Origin of the sequence: Sphingobium sp. B2D3A (genome assembly GCF_025961795.1) — a bacterium.
Classification (GTDB): domain Bacteria; phylum Pseudomonadota; class Alphaproteobacteria; order Sphingomonadales; family Sphingomonadaceae; genus Sphingobium.
This window is the reverse complement of the sequence record NZ_JAOQOI010000001.1, coordinates 1,837,032-1,858,525: the sequence shown is the minus strand read 5'-3', so window position 1 is coordinate 1,858,525 and position 21,494 is coordinate 1,837,032. Positions and strand designations below refer to the sequence as shown.

The 21,494-nt window shown below is 64.8% G+C and carries 14 protein-coding genes; 9 read left to right on the top strand and 5 right to left on the bottom strand.

From position 1 onward, the window contains the following. Positions 1-188: 188 nt before the first annotated feature. The 6 genes from M2337_RS08620 to M2337_RS08595 all read left to right on the top strand — a co-directional run bounded on the left by M2337_RS08620 (position 189) and on the right by M2337_RS08595 (position 8,333). On the top strand, positions 189-1,721 hold the full coding sequence (locus M2337_RS08620; RefSeq protein ID WP_264569887.1) for an aldehyde dehydrogenase (NADP(+)): 1,533 nt from the start codon (positions 189-191) through the stop codon (positions 1,719-1,721). A gap of 72 nt (positions 1,722-1,793) precedes the next feature. Continuing rightward, entirely contained in the window at positions 1,794-2,786 is a 993-nt protein-coding gene (gene araD1 / locus M2337_RS08615; RefSeq protein WP_264569886.1) for an AraD1 family protein, read from the top strand. Continuing rightward, on the top strand, positions 2,786-3,718 hold the full coding sequence (locus tag M2337_RS08610) for a Gfo/Idh/MocA family protein (RefSeq protein ID WP_264569885.1): 933 nt from the start codon (positions 2,786-2,788) through the stop codon (positions 3,716-3,718). Before araD1 ends, M2337_RS08610 begins: the two co-directional genes overlap by 1 nt. Before the next feature lie 84 nt (positions 3,719-3,802). After that, the gene (locus M2337_RS08605) at positions 3,803-5,749 is read left to right on the top strand and encodes a sialate O-acetylesterase (protein WP_264569884.1); all 1,947 of its coding nucleotides are present in this window, start codon (positions 3,803-3,805) and stop codon (positions 5,747-5,749) included. Between the two features lie 82 nt (positions 5,750-5,831). After that, positions 5,832-7,403 carry an alpha-N-arabinofuranosidase gene (locus M2337_RS08600; protein ID WP_264569883.1) on the top strand — a complete coding sequence of 524 codons (1,572 nt, stop codon included), beginning with the start codon at positions 5,832-5,834 and terminating at the stop codon, positions 7,401-7,403. A gap of 120 nt (positions 7,404-7,523) precedes the next feature. Further along, positions 7,524-8,333, top strand: a complete 810-nt coding sequence (locus M2337_RS08595; protein WP_264569882.1) for a FadR/GntR family transcriptional regulator — start codon at positions 7,524-7,526, stop codon at positions 8,331-8,333. 78 nt (positions 8,334-8,411) lie between these two features. Here M2337_RS08595 and M2337_RS08590 read toward each other — a convergent pair whose 3' ends face one another. From M2337_RS08590 to M2337_RS08570, 5 genes are all read right to left on the bottom strand, one after another. Then, complete coding sequence (locus M2337_RS08590; protein ID WP_264569881.1) at positions 8,412-9,281, bottom strand: OmpA family protein; 870 nt, start codon at positions 9,279-9,281, stop codon at positions 8,412-8,414. 366 nt (positions 9,282-9,647) lie between these two features. Next, positions 9,648-11,603 carry an NPCBM/NEW2 domain-containing protein gene (locus M2337_RS08585; protein WP_264569880.1) on the bottom strand — a complete coding sequence of 652 codons (1,956 nt, stop codon included), beginning with the start codon at positions 11,601-11,603 and terminating at the stop codon, positions 9,648-9,650. Then, positions 11,600-12,688, bottom strand: coding sequence for an alpha/beta hydrolase (locus tag M2337_RS08580; protein ID WP_319799429.1), 1,089 nt, complete (start codon positions 12,686-12,688; stop codon positions 11,600-11,602). The genes M2337_RS08585 and M2337_RS08580 overlap by 4 nt, the downstream gene beginning before the upstream one ends. A 38-nt stretch (positions 12,689-12,726) precedes the next feature. Continuing rightward, positions 12,727-13,743: a cupin-like domain-containing protein gene (locus tag M2337_RS08575; protein WP_264569879.1), complete on the bottom strand. Its 1,017-nt coding sequence runs from the start codon at positions 13,741-13,743 to the stop codon at positions 12,727-12,729. 13 nt (positions 13,744-13,756) lie between these two features. After that, on the bottom strand, positions 13,757-14,446 hold the full coding sequence (locus M2337_RS08570) for a SapC family protein (RefSeq protein ID WP_264569878.1): 690 nt from the start codon (positions 14,444-14,446) through the stop codon (positions 13,757-13,759). 364 nt (positions 14,447-14,810) lie between these two features. On the opposite strand from M2337_RS08570, the gene M2337_RS08565 reads away from it, so the two are divergent. The 3 genes from M2337_RS08565 to M2337_RS08555 all read left to right on the top strand — a co-directional run bounded on the left by M2337_RS08565 (position 14,811) and on the right by M2337_RS08555 (position 21,490). Continuing rightward, positions 14,811-17,714, top strand: a complete 2,904-nt coding sequence (locus tag M2337_RS08565) for a TonB-dependent receptor (protein WP_264569877.1) — start codon at positions 14,811-14,813, stop codon at positions 17,712-17,714. Positions 17,715-17,779: 65 nt separating this feature from the next. Next, the gene (locus M2337_RS08560; protein WP_264569876.1) at positions 17,780-19,324 is read left to right on the top strand and encodes a tryptophan halogenase family protein; all 1,545 of its coding nucleotides are present in this window, start codon (positions 17,780-17,782) and stop codon (positions 19,322-19,324) included. Positions 19,325-19,486: 162 nt separating this feature from the next. After that, positions 19,487-21,490, top strand: coding sequence for a right-handed parallel beta-helix repeat-containing protein (locus M2337_RS08555; RefSeq protein ID WP_264569875.1), 2,004 nt, complete (start codon positions 19,487-19,489; stop codon positions 21,488-21,490). Positions 21,491-21,494: the final 4 nt, after the last annotated feature.

Below are 21,494 nucleotides of genomic sequence, written 5' to 3'. Positions count from 1 at the left end.
CAGCACCTGTGAATGGCCAACGGACGCGTCTGGCCCAACAAAAAAGCGGCTATGCGCTGCCTATGGATTGCCCGGCGAGCTGGGGAGGCATCGGAAATTCGGCGATACAAAAACTTCCCGAGCGCAGCCGCGCCCCGTTGCCTTTGCGCGCCCGGCCTCATATGTCGGAGTAATAAAGGGAGTCTCTCATGACCGAATTCCGCTCGATCACTGCCGAAACCGGTGCGCCTCATGGTGACCCGCTGCCCGTTCACGGCCCGCAGGATGTCGCCGCCGCCTGCGCGGCCGCCGAGGAGGCCTTCGGGGTCTATCGCGCGACGAGCCGCGAAGATCGTGCGCGTTTTCTTGAGCGTTGCGGCGAGGAGATCATGGCGCTGGGCGATGGCCTGATCGAAACCGCCATGCGCGAGAGCGGCCTGCCGCGCGCCCGGCTCGAAGGCGAGCGTGGACGCACCGTGGGCCAGCTGCGCATGTTCGCCGATGTCGTGCGCAAAGGCTGGTGGCAGCAGTTGCGCGTCGACCCCGCCATGCCCGAGCGGCAGCCCCTGCCCCGCCCCGATCTGCGGATGCGGATGATCCCGCTCGGCCCGGTGGCGGTGTTCGGTGCCTCCAACTTCCCCCTCGCCTTCTCGACTGCCGGTGGCGACACGGCCTCTGCGCTCGCGGCGGGTTGCCCGGTCGTCGTCAAGGGCCACCCGGCCCACCCGATCACGGCCTCGCTGATGGCGCAGGCGCTGACGGCGGCGGTGAAGGCCTGCGATCTCCCGGCAGGCGTGTTCAGCCAGATCATGGGGCCGTCGCACGAACTCGGCGCCGCGCTCGTCCAAGACCCCCGCATCACGGCGGTCGGCTTCACCGGCTCACGCGCCGGCGGCCTTGCGCTGGTCAAGTTGGCGCAGGCCCGCCCGGTTCCGATCCCGGTCTATGCGGAGATGTCGAGCATCAATCCGGTTCTGCTTCTCCCGCAGTCCCTCAAGGCGCGCGGCGCGGCGCTGGGCACCGCCTTCGTCGGCTCGCTGACGATGGGCGCCGGCCAGTTCTGCACCAATCCGGGCCTGCTGATCGCCATGGAGGGCGACGGGCTCGATGCCTTCATTGCCAGCGCGACCGAGGGCGTGGCAGCGGCCGCGCCACAGACCATGCTCACCACCGGCATTCGCGATGCCTATGGGAAAGGCGTTGCGGCGCTAACCGATCATGAGGCCATCGAGACATTGGCCAGTGGCGATCCCGGTGAGGGCACGAGCGGCGGCGCCATCTTGTTCCAGACCAGCGCGCAGGCTTTCCTCGCCAATCCCGATCTCGCCGACGAGGTGTTCGGCGCGAGCGGCATCCTCGTGCGCTGCGCCGATGAGGCCGAGGTCATGGCGATCCTCAAGGCGCTCGAAGGTCAGCTCACCGCGACGCTCCATATGGACGCCGAGGATGAGCCGCTTGCTGCGCGGCTGCTGCCGGTGCTGGAACGCAAGGTGGGGCGTATCCTCGCCAATGGCTGGCCCACGGGCGTCGAGGTCTGCCACGCCATGGTCCATGGCGGCCCCTTCCCGGCAACGTCGGACGGCCGCACCACATCGGTCGGCAGCCTCGCCATCGATCGCTTCCTGCGGCCGGTGAGCTACCAGAACCTCGCCCAGTCGGTGCTGCCAGAGCCGCTGCGCGATACCGCACTGGGGGATGGCATCCCGCGCCTGTACGATGGCACCTTGCTTGCCGGTCGCTGAGGCCGGCAATCCCCGACGAGAAAGCACGAACCGGCGCCCGCGCGGCGCATGAGGAATGGAAGAGGACGTCCAATGGCGACGCGTTTGCTGCAACATCAGGCACCTTCTGGCGCGCGATCCGTGATTCTCGCCGTGGATGACGAGGCTTGGCTGCTGCAGGGCAGCAGCAACATCCGAGCGCTGGCGCAGGACGCCCTCGCCCGGCGCCAATCGTTGCTGGAGACCGTGCAGCATTATGCCAAAGGTGCCTCTGTGGATCTCGCCGCCGCCTTCTCGGCCGGCGAATTGCTCGCGCCGATCGATCATGAAGACCCGGCCCATCTGCTGATGACCGGCACCGGTCTTACCCATCTCGGCTCCGCGGAAGGGCGGGACAAGATGCACAAGCAGGCGCTGCAGGCCGAAACGCTGACAGACTCGATGCGCATCTTCCTGGAAGGGCTGGAAGGCGGCAAGCCAGCGCCCGGTCAGATCGGCCAGCAGCCAGAATGGTTCTATAAGGGCGATGGCTCCCAGCTCCTCGGCCCGCACCAGCCCCTGGACATGCCAGCCTTCGCGCAGGATGGCGGCGAAGAACCGGAACTGGCCGGCATCTACATCATCGATGCAGACGGAAAGCCGTGGCGGCTCGGCTTCGCGCTTGCCAACGAGTTCAGCGATCATGTGACCGAGCGGCACAATTATCTCTGGCTCGCCCACTCCAAGCTCCGCAAGGCCGCGCTCGGGCCGGAATTGCTGCTCGGCCCTTCCCCAACCCATATCGAGGGGACCAGCCGCATCCGCCGGGGGGATGACGTGATCTGGGAGAAGCCCTTCCTCTCGGGCGAGGCAAACATGTCCCACAGCATCGCCAATCTTGAGCATCATCACTTCAAATATGCGTTGTTCCGCCGGCCGGGTGACCTGCACGTGCATTTCTTCGGCACGGCCACTTTGTCCTTCAGCGATGGCGTGAGCGCGCAGGAAGGTGACGTGTTCGAGATCAGCGCGGCGCCCTTCACGCTGCCGGTCTCCAACCCGCTCACGCGCATGGCAGAGACCAGCGTCAGCCCGGGCGCGCTGTAATGAGCGCCGGCCCCATTCGCATCGCGCTACAGGGCGTGGGCAAGATCGCGCGCGACCAGCATTTTCCCGCCATCGCCGCCAATCCCGATTTCGCCCTGACCGCGACCGTCAGCCGCCATCCCCCCGGCTTGGACGATATCCCCCATTTCAGCGACCTCGAGGCGCTGATCGCCCATGGCCCGGCGGTGGATGCGATCGCGCTCTGCACACCGCCGCAGGTGCGCTATACGCTCGCCGCCCGCGCTATCGAGGCCGGTTTGCATGTGTTCCTCGAAAAGCCGCCCGGCGCCACCCTGTCGGAAGTCATTGCGCTGCAAGGTCTGGCGGAGGCGGCAGGCGTAACCCTCTTCGCCTCCTGGCATTCGCGCTATGCCGCCGGCGTCGAGCCGGCGCGCCAATGGCTGGCCGAGCGGCGGATCGAGCATGTCTCGATCATCTGGCGCGAGGATGTGCGCGTGTGGCATCCGGGGCAGGACTGGATCTGGCAACCCGGCGGCCTCGGCGTGTTCGACCCCGGCATCAATGCGCTGTCGATCCTCACGCAGATCCTGCCCAGCCCGGTGTTCCTCAAGGATGCCACCCTGCAATTCCCCGAGAACCGGGCTGCGCCGATCGCCGCCGATCTGCGCTTGTCCGACACGCTCGGCACGCCGATCCACATGGATCTCGACTGGCGCCAGACCGGACCGCAGAGCTGGGACATCATCGTGGAGACCGACGCCGGCACTGTGCATCTGGCCAAAGGTGGCGCCGTGCTCTCCCTGCCCAAGGGCACGGTCGAGAGCCCCGATGTCGAATATCCCGGCCTCTATGCTCGCTTCGCCGAGCTGGTGCGCGATGGGCTCAGCGATGTTGACACCGCGCCGCTCTGCATTGTCGCCGACAGCTTCCTGCGCGGTCAGCGCGTGCAAGTGGAAGCCTTCGAGGATTGAGCCTGAAAATCTGACTGTAAGGGGTTGCCGAATCCTGATCGGCCAATCATGATAACGCTACCAACAAAGAGTGGGGAGAGGACGATGAGCGTTTGCGGCGCGCGGCGGGGCTTGGGATATGCCCGACCTGTTCTGGCGCTCGGCTGTCTGCTTACGGCCAGCGGCGCATTGGCCGCCCCTCAGCTTTCCCCGGTCTGGACGGATCAGGCCGTCATCCAGCGCGACGCGCCTATTGTCATCACCGGTACCGCAGCCCGAGGCGAGACAATCCGCGCGACCCTCGGCACTGAACAGGCCACAACCACTGCGGATACCACTGGCGCCTTCAACCTGCGCTTCCCTCCCCGCCCGGCCAGCGAAACACCGCTGACGCTTCAGCTCTCGGGCGCAGATGGCAGCGCCGTGACAGTGCGCGATCTACTGGTCGGCGATGTGTGGCTGTGCTCGGGCCAGTCCAACATGGAGTTTCCGGTCGCGCGAGCATTGAACGGCCCGATGGTCGTCATGCAGTCGGGCGACCCCGGCCTGCGCCTGATGCAAATTCCCAAGGCGACAGCCAGCCTGCCCGCAACGCGCTTCGGCAGCCCGACGGCATGGACAGCCGCGACGCCGCAATCGACGCCGGAATTCTCCGCTGCCTGCTACTTCATGGGCGAGGCGTTGCGGGCGCAGCAGCATATCCCGATCGGCCTCATCCATGCGAGCTGGGGCGGCTCGCGGCTGCGGCCCTGGCTCACGCCGGATGCCGCCGAAGCGCTGGACGGCAAGGACGATCTGGCAATGCTGCGCCAACATGCCACCGATCCGCTCGGCGCCATCACCGCCTTCGCCCCGCAATGGGAGCGCTGGTATCGGGACGAAGCCGAGAGGAGCGAGCCCTGGCGTAAGCCGGATATCCTCAGCTGGCAGGATGTGCCCGCCATCGGCGTTTGGAACGACTGGGCGGGCACGCCGCTCGCCAAGGATGCCACCGGCACCGTCTGGCTGCGCCGCACCGTGCGGCTGACCGGCGCACAGGCCAAGGCCGGCGCGACGCTGGAACTGGGCATCATCGACGATATGGACATGACCTTCGTCAATGGCCACGCGGTGGGCAATACGTTCAGCTGGGACGAGGCGCGCCGCTACGCCGTCCCCCCTGCGTTTCTCCACGCGGGCGATAATGAGATCATGGTCGCGATCAGCAACAGCTGGGACAAGGGCGGCTTCACCACCGGCACGGAACGGTTGAAGTTGGCCATCGCCGGCGGTGCTGAGATCCCCCTCGCGCAAGGCTGGCGCTACAGCATCGCCCCCGTCCCCAGCTTCCCGCCGCGCCCGCCATGGGACGGCAATGGCGGCCTCGGCATCATGCACAATGCCATGGTCGCGCCCCTCGGGCAGATCGCCCTGCGCGGGGCTGCCTGGTATCAGGGCGAGAGCGACGTCGACGTGCCCGGCTATGCCCGCCGCCTCGCCGCGCTTGCCGCAGGATGGCGTCACCAGTTCGGCAAGGACATGCGGATGCTGGTGGTGCAGCTTGCCAATTATGGACCCACGCAGCTGGCGCCGGCGGCGTCCGGCTGGGCGACCATTCGCGAGGACCAGCGCGCGTTCGTCAGCGGTGACGCCAATGCCGCGTTGGTGACCGCCATCGACATCGGCGAGCGCACCGATATCCACCCTGCCAACAAGGCGCTGCTCGGCGCTCGCTTGGCCATGGCTGCGCAGGGAACGCCTTTGCCGATGCCCATGCAAGCCTTGCGCACGCAGGGGCGGATCAGGATCAGCTTCTCAGGGATCGAGGGCAGCCTCGCCGCGTGGAGCACCTCTGCGCCCATCGGCTTCGAGCTATGCGGCGATGCGCAGGAGAGCTGCCGCTATGCGCAGGCTCGCATCTCGGGAGCCGACGTATGGCTCGAGGACGATGGCCACGCCGCCAGCCGGGTGCGCTATGCGTGGGGCGACAGCCCCATCGTCAATCTGTTCGATGCCCGCGCGCTGCCTGTTCCCGGCTTTGAACTGCCGATCCGCAGCGAGGCGCAGCCCTGACAAAAGATCATTCGCACTGAAGACATTCAAATAGGGGAGAGAGACTTTGAGATTTGCAACATTGGCCCTGCTGGCCACAGCCATGAGCATCCCGGCTTTCACCGCCGCGACCACGCCCGCCGCCGCGCAGGCTCGCGCCGGCGATCCGGTCGAGGTGCGGATCGACGCCACCAAGCCGGGCGCGACGATCAGCCGCGACATCTTCGGCCAGTTCGCCGAGCATCTTGGCACCGGCATCTATGGCGGCGTGTGGGTCGGCAAGGACAGCAAGATTCCCAATGTCCGCGGCATCCGCACCGATGTCGTCAACGCCCTGCGCGCCATTCGTACCCCGCTGGTGCGCTGGCCGGGCGGCTGCTTTGCGGACGAATATCATTGGCGCGACGGCGTAGGCCCGGCCAAGAACCGCCGCAGCTCGATCAATTCCAACTGGGGCGGCTCGGTCGAGACCAGCGCATTCGGCACCGACGAGTTCATGGATTTCGTCGGCCAGGTGGGCGCTGAGGTCTATCTCAACGTCAATGTCGGCTCCGGAACGGTGAAGGAAGCGGCAGATTGGGTCGCCTATATGACCGCCGATCCCACCACATCGGCCGGCAAGGAGCGTGCCGACAATGGCCATCGCGAGCCTTACAAGATCAAATATCTCGGCCTCGGCAATGAGAGCTGGAGTTGCGGCGGGGCGATGCGGCCGGAATTCTATGCCGACCAGATGAAGCTCTATGCGCGCTTCGTGCGCAACTATCACCCCGAACAGGGTGAAGGAAAACCCGATGCCATGCTGCGCGTCGCCGTCGGACCGGGCGATGACAATACCGCCTACACCGAGGAGGTGATGAAGACCTGGAAGCAGCACGACTGGGCCTGGTCGATCGAGAGCCTTTCGCTCCACCGCTACACGACCGGCGGCTGGCCGCCCTCCTACCCCAGCGACGCCTTCGATGAGGGCGCCTATGCCCGGCTGGTCAAGGAAACGCTTGGGATGGACGGCTTTATCAAGGCCAATGCGGCGGTGATGGACAAATATGATCCTGAGAAGAAGGTCTCGCTCGCCGTCGATGAATGGGGCGTGTGGCTCAAGCCCCTGCCCGGCACCAATCCCGGCTTCCTTCAGCAGCAGAACTCGCTGCGCGACGCCATTATCGCGGCGCTCAACATCAACATCTTCGCCCGCCATGCGGACCGGGTGAAGCTGACCAACATCGCACAGATGATCAACGTGCTGCAGGCGATGATCCTCACCGATGAAGAGAAGATGGTGCTCACCCCCACCTATCACGTCTTCAAAATGTATGTGCCGTTCCAGGATGCGACCTTCATTCCGGTCAGTTTCCAGGCCGGAACGTACCAGCATGGAGACATCACCCTGCCTCGCATCGATGCCGTTGCCGTGAAGGACAAGCAGGGCAAATACTGGCTGGCACTGACCAATGTCGACACCCAGCGCGCCGCGCCGGTGACGGTCAACGTCGCGGGGCTGAACGTGCGCTCGGCGCGTGGCGATGTGCTGACCGCGCCAAAGGTGGACAGCATCAACAGCTTCGCCGCCCCCAATACCGTCAGCCCCAAGCCGATTGCGGGCAGCGTGCGCGGTGGCAAGCTGACGATCGACATGCCAGCCAAGTCCGTCGCGGTGATCGCGCTGGAACCCTGATGAAGAAGCCGCGCGGGCGCGCATGATCGCGCCCGCGCCAGCCCTCCTGTTGCCACAAGGCCCCAAGTCCCGCTAATTGAGCCTCCAGCAACGTCCAGACGATCTGGCGGCAACAGGGGCATGACTATCAGCACGCAGGACAACAGCACGGCCGGGAACGGAGGTTTAGGCGACACCCCGACCGGGCTCCCCCGCTCGGCCAAGGGGTCAGGGCGCCGGCTCCGCGGGGCTGTGGCCCATTATCTCGGCTCGGCCATCGTCTCCGGGCGGATCGCGCCGGGCGAGCGGCTGACGGGCGAGATTGAGAATGCCGAGGCGCTGGACGTCTCCCGCAGTGCCTATCGCGAAGCAATCCAGGTGCTGACCGCCAAGGGGCTGGTGGAAAGCCGCCCCAAGGCTGGCACGCGCGTATTGCCGCGCAGTCACTGGAACCTGCTCGATCCGATGGTGCTGGCTTGGGCCTTCGGCGGCGAGCCGGATGTGAATTATGTGCGCGACCTGTTCGAGCTGCGGGCAATCGTCGAACCGGAAGCCGCGCGCCTCGCCGCCAAGCGGCGGGATCGCAATGATGTTGCCGCGATGAAGGATGCGCTGACCCGGATGCGCCGCTTCACGCTGGCGACCGAGCAAGGCCGGGAGGCGGACCGGGATTTCCACAGCGCCTTGCTTGCCTGCACCGGCAACGCCGTGTTGATGACGCTCAGCGCCAGTATCGGTGCGGCCGTCAACTGGACGACCCAGTTCAAGCAGCGGTCCGTCGGCCTTCCGCGCGACCCGGTGCCCGATCATATGCGCGTCTATGATGCGATTGCCGCCGGGGACGCAGATGCGGCGGCGGAGGCCATGCAGGTTCTCGTGCAGCTCGCTCTCGATGACACACGGGCGGCGATGCAGCGTCCTGCGGACGGCGAGCCAGGCGACCTCCCCTGACGCTTCCGGACGCAGATCGGCCCCGCCAACCGCCGGCTCGACTGAGCCAGAGATGGACGGGGCCGGAGCAATCCTGACTTAGGCGCCGTCGACCGCCTTGCTGACCAGCACATGGACTTCCACGCGACGGTTCTGGGCCTTGCCTTCCGGCGTGGAGTTATCAGCGACCGGATCGGAGAGCGACATGCCGGCGGGGGCGAGCATGCGGTATGGCTTCCACTTGCAGGTCTGCTGCAGATAATTGAGCACGCTCGCCGCGCGCTTTTCGCTCAGTGTCTGGTTGAATTCCGGGTCGCCGGTCGAGTCCGTATAGCCGACCACCAGTAGCAGGGCATTCTCGGTCGCCTCAGCCTGCGCGGCAGTGGCGCAGAGGTTCTGCTTGGCCATCGGCGAGAGCACCGCCTTGCCGGTGTCGAAGTTCACGTTGGTCGTGCTCTTGATGTTATACTTGTCGATGTCGCCCATGCGGGCGCGCAGGGCGTCCGTGGCGGCCGTCTGCTCCTCGAAGCGCTGCGAGGTGCCATTGCGGATCATTTCGGCCGTGCGCAGATCACGGTTCTTGAGGTCGATCTTGCTGGCGACCAGACCGCCGCCGCCCTGCAGCGTGTCGACCTTGACCGGCAGGCCGTTCAGGAGCTGATCGGCACCCAGCTGATCGCGGTTGAGCCCAAGGAAGCCGCTGCTGGCCGTAATGCGGGTCGAACTGTTAACGGTAACCGTATTGCGCGTTCCATCGGTCGAGGTGATCTGCAGCTGGTCGCCATTGCGCGCAGAGATAATCCCCTCGATCTCCGGACCCGCCGTCATCTGGGCGGAATCGGTGTAAACGGTCGTCGAGACATCCGCCTCAGGCGCGGTTTCCGTCTGCGCGAGCACGCTGCCGGACGCCACGCCGGTCATCAAAGCCAGCGTCATAAGAAGCTTGGAACTGGTGGAAAGGGTATTCATTGCGTTTCTCCTACTCGTCGATCGGCCGGGGTCTGCAGGATCGCAGCATCATCCGACCGCCGCTCGCGAGGTGCGTATTCGACTGTCAGAAACCCCTCCGTCATGAACTCTCCGAACCTTTCAATGCGGCGCAGGAAGCACCACGAGTTCCTGCGTGTTCAGGGGAACCTTGCGCATAGATGAACGGTTCCCCTCCCCCCACGTTAACCACCGGTAACCAGAGTGGATCATGCGGCAGGACGACTTTGCGCCGACTCAACTCGGCGATGCAGGCGCACAGAAATGCGATGACCGACGAACGTGCAACAGGGTCCGCCTCGCTCGGCGAGGACAGCGAAGGCATGCCTCATGGCAGCGTGTCGGCGCCTATTCCATCAGCGCCGCATCACCCCAGGTCACCGGGTCGGGAAAGCGCTCAGCCTGCGCCGTCCGGGCGACCAGCTCAATGATGCGGACCCCGTCAACGGGGACATCGAACGACTGCGCCGCTTCTCCCGCTTGGGCCGGCCTGGAGCGCGCGAGCAGCTTGCCATCGCCGTAGACCAAGAATGTCACCGGCTGCTGGCGGGAGCGCGCGGAGTCATCCACTCCCACGGAGGCGACGAAGCGCCGGAACCCTTCATTGCGCACCTCCACCCGCGAATTGGTGAGAATGCCAAGGCCGGTCTCGAAATGCGTGCCGGCAACGGATAGCGCCTGCCCGAACGGCGTCTGGTCCAGCCGTGCCCCGCCCCAGCCGCCATATTGCGTGCGCTCGCCGCCACCCTTGGTCCCGCGCCAGGGGAGCAGTCCGCGATACACCTGCGGGTCCGCCTCCGGCACGACCACGCCATCCTCCGCAGGATTGACCCGTGACGGCTGCTCGGAAAGATAGAGCCCTCCAACGAGCCGCCGCGCGCCCTTTGCGCGAAAGATCAGCGTCTCATACGGCGCGAGGTCGAGGGCTTGCTCGCCCGTGAACTGACGGTCTGCGCCCTGCCAGAGATCGGTGAGCCTGACCGGCGCACTGGTCGCGAACTTCAGATGATCCGCCGTCAGCACCGCCTTGGCGGGCGCTGCCGTGCGGTTGAAAACCGCGACCGCCTTGTCGCCATCGGCAAGCGCCTTCACGAAGATCTGCACGTCCTGCGAATCGAAGGCGAGCACCGCCTGATTGCCTGCGGGGTCCTGATTGAGCGCGACGATCCGCTCATTGCCGAGGATCGCCAGCATCTGCGGCGAGGCCTTGCGCAGATCATAGCCGATGATCAGCGGGGCATTGACCATGGCCCACAGCGCCATGTGCGAGCGCGCACGGACGGGGTTGGTCATGTCGAAGTCCCCGGTGCCGACGAACAGCATGTCGGGGTCGTTCCAGGAGCCGGGGTGAGCATAAAGCGGGCGATGCGCGACGCTGTCGAGATTGTGCAGCATCCGGCTCCAGGTGGGGAAGATATCCTCGCTGGTGCGCGACATGTTGCCGACCGTTCGGGACCATGCCCGCGAGTCCGCCGATCCCCACAGGCACAGCGAATAAACATAATCCTGGTCGGGATTATGTCGCTCCAGCGCCTGCCGCACCTCGTCATACAGCGCCTTGACGGCCGGAATGTCGGTACGCCCGAGCGACTCCACGTCGATCAGCGGATGGAGGCCGCGATATTGCCCTGCCTTCACGCGCGGGTCGCTGGGTGGCAGCCCGCGAATACCGCAGGCGTCGACCTTGATGAGGTCGAAGCCCCATTCCTTGAAGTAGAGCGCGATGTCCTGATCGACATGGCCGTAAAGGCCCACTTCGCGCTCCAGCACCGTGCCTTCGGGCTGGTTGGGGAAGGTCGATGTGAACACCTGCCCGCAGGAATTGCGGCCGATATCGGAATAAATGCCGGCCTTGAGGCCCATGGCGTGCAGCTTGTCGGTGAGCGGCCGAAAGCTGTTGCCGCCGCCTGCGATCGCCGCCGAGGGAAAAGTCTCGGTCCGGATCAGCATCCGCCCATCCGGCTGGCGGCGCTTGAGCCACCAGCCATCATCGATGTTGATGTAGCGATAGCCTTTTGCGGCGAGGCCGCTCTCCACGATTACCCGGGCCGAGGCCATCAGCTTGGCTTCATCGATATCACTGGTGAAGGCGTTCCAGCTGTTCCAGCCCATTGGCGGCAGCGGTGCATGCCCGCCGCTGTAGATGCTCCAGCGCCCCGTGGGCGCCAGCGGATCAACCATAGCGCTGCGGGCGGCATCCGGCGACGCGGCGGGGGTTGTCTGGGCGCCAGCTTGGATCGCTGCCAACGCCGCCGCTGCCGCCCCTACCGCCAGCCACAGACGGGACGCATGTCTGAGGGTCATCGGGCCGCGCCGGCTTTGGCAACCAGATGCGTACTGAAGAACGGCAGCACATGGTCCTGGAATCGGAACGCGACATGGCTGGTATGCGTGCCCTCGTACAGGGTGAAGCTGTTCGCGATGCCGTAGGAATCGAGGACCTTGTGCAGCGTCTCGGTGTCGGTCTTGAGACTATCCTGATCACCGACGTCCATCGCGATCGCGGCATAGCCTTTGAGCGCACCGATATATTGGTCGACAAAGGCCAATGGCGCATTGGCCGCCCATTTTGCCAGAATGGCATTGCGCTGCGCCTCATCGCCGCTTGGGAGATCGAGATAGAGCGGCGGCTTCTTGGGGTTGGGCGACCAGGCCGCGCCGACCGCAAGCTGCGCCCGCAGCGGGAATGGCAAATTCGCCGAGTCAGCCGGTGATTTGATCGCCGCCACCTGCGCCAGCCCGGCCGCATCCAGCGCGAAGGCGTCGCGCGCGGACAGGCAGCATGGGCTCATCAGATAGAGCGCGCCAAACTGAGCGGCGTGCTTCATCCCGATCCGCGCCGCGCCATAGCCGCCCATGGAATGGCCGACGAGGCCCCGGCTCTGCGGACTCGCCAGCGTGCGATAGTGGCTGTCGATATAGGCGATGAGATCGTGCGAGATGAACCGCTCAAAGTCGCCGGTTGTCGCCGAGCTTGAGTACATCGAGCCATTGTGGATGGTCTTGCTGTCCGGGAAGACCAGGATCATCTCCTGCGCGCCCTTGGCCAGCGCACCCTCGATCACTTGCGGCACATGGATTTCGCCGATCCACTGCTCAGCGCCGATGGAATAGCCGTGCAGAGCGTAGACGACCGGATATCGCTTGGCCCGATTGGCGGCATAACTGGGCGGCAGGACGACGATGACATCGCGATCGGCAGACTCGCCTTCCAGATTCCCTGCGATGGCCGGGGAATGGACCTTGATACGCTCGAGCGTCACCTTCGGCGCGCCCGGCACCGGCGCCGGCGCGTTGGTGGCAACCTGCGCCAGAGCCGGCGCGGCAGGCATCGCCAGGCACAGACCTGCCAGCAGGGCCGCGTGAATTGCGCTTGTCTTCATGGTCATCCCCATCCTCCTGTTTTGGTGATTATCAGCGGCGCCAGTCAGCCGCCGCGCAATTGCTGCATGACGAGCGCCCGGATGCGCGCGTAATTCCCCTGCCGCAGCGGCCCCAACAGTCCGCGCTGCGCCTCCGGCAGATGGGCAAGCGGATGCCCGTCGCGCTGAAAAACATAATGATCGAAATAAGCGCGCCATGCTTCCCGCTCAGCCGCCGGACGCTCGGCGATGGCGATCATTGCCAGCATCATCGCCGTCATCGGCGCATCCGGGCCGGCGGAGAAGGCATCCCACCAGTAGTTGACGAGCATGTTGAACGGCGCTGTCGCCTCCACCTGATGCCACCATAATTTGGGGAGGTAGAGCGCATCGCCCGGCAGAAGCTCGACCGTAACGGCCCGCGCGCGGGCCTGCGCCATGCGGGGGTAACGGGGATCGCCCTCCGGCGCCGAAGCAGCGAGACTGACGGGCGGACCGGACAAGGTGTGGTCGATCGGCCCCACATACAGGTCGCCAATCGCATCGGGCGGATACAGCGTGAAGCACCGCCGGCCCGCCACCACGCAAGCGAGATTCTCGAACGTGTCGTAATGGCAGCTCACATGGGATGCGTTGCCCAGCCAGATGCGCGGCACCACGCCCTGCGGCATGAATGGCAGGGCATTGTCCGCCTCAAAGCCCGGCACATAGCTGCTGGTCGGCAGCGAGCCCATATACACCGTGCCATCGCCGGAGGTCTCGGCGCGCGCCAGGATCTGCCGCAAGCCCTCGCGCAGAGGCACCTCGCGCCGCTCGAAATTGAAGCCCTCCAGGCCATCGTCGTAAAAATAGCGCCCGGCAATGTCCGGCGCGCCGACGAAGATTTCTCCCGGCCGGTCCGTGGCGAAACGGTCCAGATAGTCCGCGAGCGCACCGTCCGCCCGCGCCGCCGCACGGACGACGGGCCAATCGGCGCACAGGCCGCGAATGACCGCAGGCCGGCAGGGCTCGACCAGCAGGCGCCGAAAAGCGCCGGCGTCGGTGAGTGCCTCCTGGTCCAGTTCGGCAATGGCGGCGGCCATCGAACTTCTCCGATCAACCCGCCCGGGTCAGCATCTGGTTGCGACGCTCGGCCAGCACCGGGACCTGTTTGAGCGACGCCGCGACGCAATAAGCCAGTTGAAGATCGCCATTGCGGAACAGCGCCAGCACGCTGGCATCGTCAAGATCGTGCAACCGATCGAGGCTGACCGTGTACAAGCCCGCCAGTTCAATGGTTTCGCCATCGTCGAACCGCAGCGAGATATCGATCGGCTGAATGATGCCCAGGCGATTGAGCGTGGCGATGAAGCGCTCGGCCTCCTGCTGGCCGGCGACAATCTGCCCAAGCAACCGCTGCATATGCCGCGTGGTCGATGTCGCCCCGCCATCCTCATCGAACAAAGGCTCGCCGGACACTTCGCTCAGGCGCGGGCTGGCCCGGTCGATCGCGATATTCTCGCCGGAGACGAAAAAGGCCTCACGCTGCTCATCGAGCGAGCGGAACGGCGCCTTGCCGGAATGCGAGTCGACCAGCAGATTTTCGCCTTCCTTGAAGCCGAACAGGGCACCGACATAGAAAGCGCCGGTTTCCGGGTTCTTCGCAAAGAGAATCGGGCAGACCGCCGCAGCCGCCGCAAATTCCGACGGCAGGACCGGCACGAAATTGCGCGTTTCCGCCGAAATTGCGCCCAGGCGCAGGTGCCGATGGGCCCGCGAATCCAGAATTTCGAGTGCTGCTTCCATGCCATCCCTCTCCTCATTTTTATTGCGATGGCGGGAGCGCGCTTCTTGACGCCGTTCTCCGCACCGCAATTCCAATCGCTGCAATCCACCGCAGGAATCGGACGTTTCCGGTCAATAATCCAGCCCTTTGGTGGGCCATATATACACCGAAAATTTGAGCTTGATAGCGCTACCTTTTCGCACTAACGTTCAAGCATAGAAAAACACGATGTCTGGAGAGGGTGTAAGCGTGACGTGTCACGCCGACAAGGGACCACTTTATCCGCATCATGTGAAAACCGGCGGCAGCAATGCCGTTTCGTGGCGTCTTCTGTCCGGGAAACCGGCCAGCGGAGCCGTTCGATGATTACAAGTGGAGGGGGTTATGAAAGGCATTCAGCCTAACTTCGATTATCTCAATCGTCCTGCAATTCTTAAGGCGGTCCTGCTCGGCGCCCCCAGTGCCCTGGCGCTGATCGTCTCGGCACCGGCGATGGCCCAAAGCAGCGCAGCGCCCCAGAGCGCATCGACTGAAGACATCATCGTCACCGGCTACCGCGCCTCGCTCCAGCAGAATCTCGACATCAAGCGCGAGTCCGCCGGCGTCGTGGAAGCGATCTCGGCCGAGGACATCGGCAAGTTCCCCGATCCTAACGTCGCGGCTGCCCTGCAGCGCCTGCCCGGCGTCTCCGTGCAGCGCAACGGTCGCCGTGGCGAGGCGGACGGCGTCACCATCCGCGGCTTTGGCGGCGACTTCATCGACACGCTGGTCGATGGCCGCCACATTTCCACCGCCATCGGCAACCGCGGTGTCGACTTCACGACCATCGGCTCGGACTTCGTCGGGCGGCTGAACGTCTACAAGACGCCCAATGTCGAACTCTCCACCAGCGCCATCGGCGGCTTCATCAATGTGGAGATGCCCAAGCCGTTCGACCGTCCGGGTTTCCAGGTCATCGGCCGCGCCTCCGGCTCGTACCAGTCGCGCAGCAAGGATGTGACGCCGTCTGCCGGCCTGCTGATTTCCAACACGTTCGCGGATGACACCATCGGCATTCTCGGCAACGTCAACTACAAGCGCACGGACACCACCTCTAACCGCGTGTTCGTACCGGGCTGGATCGGCGCCAACTTCGCACCCTGTCAGGCCGGCCCGAACGTGCCGACCTGCACGCCGACCAGCGATGCGACCAGCGCCGCCTGGGCGACGCCCTCAAATCGCAATTCGGTGCTGAACTGGTTCCCGCAGCAAACCGGCATCGAGCAGATCCATACCAAGGACGAGCGCCTCGATGCGCGTATCGCCCTGCAGTGGCAGCCTTCGGACAATCTGCTCATCACGGTGGATGACAATTTCAGCCGTCAGACCGTGCACAGCAATGCGTTCGGCTATGCCGCCTGGTTCAACGGCAGTGACCTGCGCAACGTCAAGTATGACGAGAACGGCACGGTCGTCGATTTCTCGCAATTCGGCACACCGATGGACTTCAACGCAAACTATACCCGCACCATTCTTGAGACGAACACCATCGGTGCGAACGTCAAATGGGATGTCAGCGAGAATCTCAAGCTGGACGTTGACGGCTTCATTTCCCGCAGCACCCGCAATCCGGGCCGGAACGGCTATAATGACAGCATGGACATCGGTTACGGTGGCACCAATGCTGGCGGCACCACCATCTTGGGAGCCAATACCGGCGTCACGATCCTCGGGCCCAGCAAGGACTATCTGCCGCAGATCCACGACATTGGTCCGGCAGGCAATGTCTCGCGCTTTACCGACACGAGCGTGATCGGTTCGCACGTGATTGTCCGTGGCGCGCCCTACAATGCCGACACCGTCAAGCAATTGCGGGCCGTGCTCCGCTGGGATCAGGACAATGTGAAGTTGGCCTTCGGTGGCCAGTATATGGAAGACAAGCTGTACGGCGAGAACACCAGCACGTTCAGCAATGGCGTGTTCGCCAGCCGCTCGGGCTATGGCACGCCTTCCGGACGCCCCGGTGGATCAAGCGGCGGCATCGCGCCACTGCCGGCCAGCGTCTATCAGGGCATCATCAGCACCGCGAACTGGATCCCCGGCTATCAGGGCAATCTCGGGCCTTCGGTCATCGTCTATGATCCGTATCAGGTTTACAAGCTGCTCGAAGCCTCGGGTGGATCGGTGGCACCGACGCTCGATCCGGCGAGCGTGTATGAAATCCGCGAGAAGACCTATGCCATCTTCTTCCGGGCAACCTTCGACACCGATCTGGGCGGCATGCCGTTCAGCCTGACGGCCGGTCTGCGGCATGAAGGCACGCATCTGACCTCGAACGCGATCGGGCGCCGTCTGCTGGGCCTGTCCATCCCGTCGGGCGATCCGACCCTCATCCAGCCGAACCCGGCTTTGGGGACCAACGGCTTCTCCGATCCGACGACCATCTCGCGCAGTTCCAACTACACCTTCCTCCTGCCCAGCCTCGATGCGAAGCTGGAGGTGATGCCCAACCTCCTGCTGCGCATGAGTGCTTCGCGGACCCTCACCCGCCCGGGCCTCGCCGCGCTGCGTCCTACCGTCACGTTGGGAACGTTGCGCGTGGGCAGCCTCTCGGCCAGTGGCGGCAACCCCGATCTCAAGCCGTATCTCTCCGATAACTTCGATGCGGCAGCAGAGTGGTACTATCAGCGGAACTCCTATGTTTCGGCCAACTTCTACCTCAAGCACATCACCAACTTCGTGGTCGGCGGTGTGTCGGTGCAGTCGATCGACGATGCAATCGATCCCAGCACCGGCCGGATTGCGCGCTTCAACGTGAATAGCCAGGTCAACGGGCCGGAAGCCACCGTGAAGGGCGTGGAAATCGCTGTGCAGCACGTCTTTGGCGAGAGCGGCTTCGGCTTCCAGGCCAATGCCACCTTCCCGTGGAGCAATCGCAACTACGATCCCACCAGCACGGACGGCTCGGCCTTCTCGATCACCGGCCTTGCCAAGTCGGCCAACCTGATCGCCTTCTATGACAAGGACGGTTTCCAGATCCGTGGCGCCCTCAACTGGCGTGACGAATATCTGGTCCGGCTCGGTCAGGATCAGGGCGGCACCTTCGGTGCGGAACCGGTCTATGTCGATCAGCAACTGCAGATCGATGCCTCGGCCAGCTATGACGTCACGCCTTTCGCGACGGTCTTTGTCGAGGCGAACAACCTCAACAATTCGACCTACAGCACGCACGGGCGGTTCAGCAATCAGACGCTGGATGTGTTCTCCTACGGACGCCGCTTCTCGGCCGGTGTCCGCGTGAAGTACTGATCGGGTTGACTTCTTGCCGGGGGAGCGCACTCCTGCGCTCCCCCGCATCGTTCATGTGAGTGGTCATGGTTCATCCGGTCAAGAATATCGTGATCGTCGGCGGCGGTACCGCCGGATGGTTGACGGCTGGGATCATCGCGGCGAGACATCGTGGCCGCATCCCGCACAGCTTCACCGTTACGCTGGTGGAATCGCCGAACACGCCGATCATCGGGGTTGGCGAAGGCACCTGGCCCACCTTGCGCTCGACGCTCAAGACCATGGGCGTATCCGAAACCGACTTCTTCCGCGAATGCGACGCGGCCTTCAAACAGGGCGCGCGCTTCAACCGCTGGACCACCGGCGCGGCCGACGACGGCTATTATCACCCGCTCGTCCTCCCGGAGGGTTTTGCCCGGGTCAATCTCGTCCCCCACTGGCTCGCCAACGGCAAGGGCCAGAGCTTTTGCGACACGGTGTGTCCGCAGGGCGTGATCTGCGACGAGAATCTGGGGCCTAAGTCCATCACCACGGCGGAATATGAAGGCGCCGCCAACTACGCCTATCATCTCGATGCCGGAAAGTTCGCGCCCTTCCTCCAGCGCCATTGCTGCGAGACATTGGGCGTGCGGCATGTGCTGGCCGATGTGCGGCAAGTGCTGCTGGCGGAGGATGGCGACATCCGCGCCATCGACACCGAGCAGGCCGGCGAAATCGAAGGCGATCTGTTCATCGACTGCACGGGCTTTCGCAGCCTGCTGCTCGGCGATGCGCTGGGCGTGCCATTCAAAGACTGCGGCGACATCCTGTTCTGCGACACCGCGCTGGCCGTGCAACTGCCCTATGAGAGCGAGAGCAGCCCGGTCGCGACGCACACGATCTCCACCGCACAAAGCGCCGGCTGGATCTGGGACATCGGCCTGCCCTCTCGCCGTGGCATCGGCCATGTCTATTCAAGCCGCCACATCACGCAGGACGAGGCCGAGCGCGAGCTGCGCACCTATCTCGGCCCGGCGGGCGCGGACTTTCCGTTGCGGAAGATCGACATCCGCTCGGGTCACCGCGAAATCTTCTGGAAGCGCAATTGCGTCGCGGTCGGTCTCGCCGCCGGTTTCCTCGAGCCGCTGGAAGCCTCCGCCATCGTGCTAGTGGAACTCTCCGCCAAGATGATCGCCGAGCAGATGCCGGCCTGCCGCGAGGTGATGGACATCATCGCCCGGCGTTTCAATGAGACCACCAGCTATCGCTGGGGCCGGATCATCGATTTCCTCAAGCTACATTATGTGCTGACCAAACGCACCGACAGCGCCTTCTGGCGCGACAATCTGCTGCCGGAGACCATTCCGGACCGGTTGCAGGACCTGCTGCACCTCTGGCGCTACCAGTCACCTTGGTTCCATGACGAGTTCGATCGCATCGAAGAGGTCTTCCCCGCCGCGAGCTACCAATATGTGCTGTACGGCATGGGCTTCCGCACAGAAGTCGCACCGGAAACGCTGACGCCCGAGGCCGCCGTTGCCATGCAGGCGATACGCGAGAACAGCCGCCAGACCGACCGGCTGCGCACCAGCCTCCCGCGCCATCGCGATCTGCTGCGCAAGATTCGCGACTACGGCCTCCAGCCCGTCTGAGCTTTTGGGGGCATGAGACAGGCTTCCGGCATTCGGCCCCACGTCCCACGCTTATTGGGTAGCGCTACCTTTCTTCCACCACTTCGCGTCCTGATCGCATTGATCTGCGGATGGCCGTGCGTGGTCGCCGCGCAATTGCCGCCTACGCCTATCATCCCCGCGATGCCTGCGCGGGGCGCACCCAATTCGGAAGATGCCTTCGCCAATGTGCAGATATCCCCGCGACCGGAGGCCAAGCCGGTGGTGCTGCATGTCGCGCCGATTGGCGCAGAGACGGGCGACGGCAGCGCCGCGCGTCCGTTCGGCACGCTGGGGCAGGCGCAGGCGGCGGTGCGGCGGCTGAACCGCGACAGGCCGGTCACCGTCCAGCTCGCCGACGGCGTCTATTCCCTCGACGCGCCGTTGCACTTTGGCGCGGAGGATGGCGGCCATGCCGGCCATATCGTCCGCTGGGAAGCCGCGCCGGGCGCGCAGCCGACGCTCTCCGGCGGGTCGATCGTGCAGGGTTGGACGCTCGCCGACCGCGATCGCAACATCTGGACGGCGTCGATCGGCAAGGGCAGCGATCCGCGCCAATTATGGGTCGATGGCCGCCTCGCCCATCGCGCCGCTGTCGAGGCGCCCCGTAGCGCCTTCGCCTTTTTCGATTGGGGCATCCAAATCGTCGATCCGGCGTGGCGCTTTCTCGCCAGCTTGCCGGACCAGAGCCGCATGGAGGTGGAGAACACCGGCTTCTTCACCGATCGACGGGCCGTCATCGACCGGATCGAGGGCGACCGCATTCTTCTCAAGCAGCCGGGCTGGCGGAACAATCTGATCGGCTACGACACCTTTGCCAAGCCGGTCTCCGGGAACAAGGCCCGCTTCTTCATCGCCAATGCACTCGCCTTCATGCGCGCATCCGGGGACTGGTACGCCGATCCGGCGAAAGGCGTGCTCTACTACAAGCCGCAGGATGGCCAGTCGCCCGAGGCCCATGAGATCGTGGTGCCGCGACGGGAGGCGCTCATCACGATCGCCGGGAGCGCGGAGGCGCCGGTGTCGGACATTCTCTTCGAGGGGCTGGCCTTCCGCCACACAAGCTGGCGCGGGCCGAGCAGCGCCGAGGGCTATGCCAGCCAGCAGAGCGGGAGCTATCTCGCAGGCGAAATCTTCAATTATCCCGCCGATCCAATTCGCGATTGCAGCTGGGGCTGTGCCGCGTTCGAGGCGCAACGCAACCACTGGCGCCAGCAGCCCGCCGCCGTGCAGATTTCCGCCGCGCGCCGCATCACGTTCCGCAATGTCACCTTCGCGCAACTGGGGCAGATCGCGCTCGGCATCGGCAACAACCCGGAAGCCAATATGCGCGGCCCCGGGCTTGCCGCGCAGTCGATCGAGGTCAGTGGCTCGCGCTTCGGCCCGCTGGCTGGCGGGGCGATCATGGTCGGGGGCACGACCGTCGATGCCCACCATCCCTCAAGACCGGATCTGGCCGTCCGCGACATCGTTATCCGCAACAATCACATCGAGACGGTATCGCAGGATTATCGCGAGCAGGCCGCCATTCTGGTTACTTACGCCTCGGCCACGCTCATCCTGCATAATGATGTTTCCGATGCGCCTTATGATGGCATTGATGTCGGCTGGGGCTGGGGGACCAATGATCCCGGCGGCAACACCGCCTATATGACGCGGGCGCGCGGTTATTATGACCAGCCCGGCAATCGCATCTATGAGACGCCGACGATCCTGCGCGACACGGTGATCTTCGGCAACCGCGTTCACGGCGTGAAACGCTGGTTTCCGGACGGCGGCGCGATCTACCATCTCTCCGCCGATCCGGGCGCACTGATTGCAGAAAACCACATTTATGACGTGCCCGGCGGCATCGGCGTCTATCTGGACGAAGGCTCGCGCCACGTCACCGTCCGCCATAATGTCATCGACGGCGTCGGCCTATGGGTGAACCTCAATGCGCAGGACGACGCCCGGCCGCGCCGAACCAATCTGAACAATCTTGCGACCGGTAACTGGTTCAACAGCGGCAAGGCCAATGGCAATTGGTCAGCCTATCTGAACAACCACCTCGCCGATAACATTGCCGTCAACGGGCAGGCCTGGCCGCCCGAGGCGCGCGCCGTCATCGCCCGTGCCGGGGTCCAGATGGACGGCACCGCGCCATGACCGC

Coding starts and splice junctions, on each gene's coding strand:
- M2337_RS08620 (WP_264569887.1), top strand. CDS start 189: ATGACCGAATTCCGCTCGATCACTGCCGAAACCGGTGCGCCTCATGGT.
- araD1 (WP_264569886.1), top strand. CDS start 1,794: ATGGCGACGCGTTTGCTGCAACATCAGGCACCTTCTGGCGCGCGATCC.
- M2337_RS08610 (WP_264569885.1), top strand. CDS start 2,786: ATGAGCGCCGGCCCCATTCGCATCGCGCTACAGGGCGTGGGCAAGATC.
- M2337_RS08605 (WP_264569884.1), top strand. CDS start 3,803: ATGAGCGTTTGCGGCGCGCGGCGGGGCTTGGGATATGCCCGACCTGTT.
- M2337_RS08600 (WP_264569883.1), top strand. CDS start 5,832: ATGAGCATCCCGGCTTTCACCGCCGCGACCACGCCCGCCGCCGCGCAG.
- M2337_RS08595 (WP_264569882.1), top strand. CDS start 7,524: ATGACTATCAGCACGCAGGACAACAGCACGGCCGGGAACGGAGGTTTA.
- M2337_RS08590 (WP_264569881.1), bottom strand. CDS start 9,281: ATGAATACCCTTTCCACCAGTTCCAAGCTTCTTATGACGCTGGCTTTG.
- M2337_RS08585 (WP_264569880.1), bottom strand. CDS start 11,603: ATGACCCTCAGACATGCGTCCCGTCTGTGGCTGGCGGTAGGGGCGGCA.
- M2337_RS08580 (WP_319799429.1), bottom strand. CDS start 12,688: ATGACCATGAAGACAAGCGCAATTCACGCGGCCCTGCTGGCAGGTCTG.
- M2337_RS08575 (WP_264569879.1), bottom strand. CDS start 13,743: ATGGCCGCCGCCATTGCCGAACTGGACCAGGAGGCACTCACCGACGCC.
- M2337_RS08570 (WP_264569878.1), bottom strand. CDS start 14,446: ATGGAAGCAGCACTCGAAATTCTGGATTCGCGGGCCCATCGGCACCTG.
- M2337_RS08565 (WP_264569877.1), top strand. CDS start 14,811: ATGAAAGGCATTCAGCCTAACTTCGATTATCTCAATCGTCCTGCAATT.
- M2337_RS08560 (WP_264569876.1), top strand. CDS start 17,780: ATGGTTCATCCGGTCAAGAATATCGTGATCGTCGGCGGCGGTACCGCC.
- M2337_RS08555 (WP_264569875.1), top strand. CDS start 19,487: ATGCCTGCGCGGGGCGCACCCAATTCGGAAGATGCCTTCGCCAATGTG.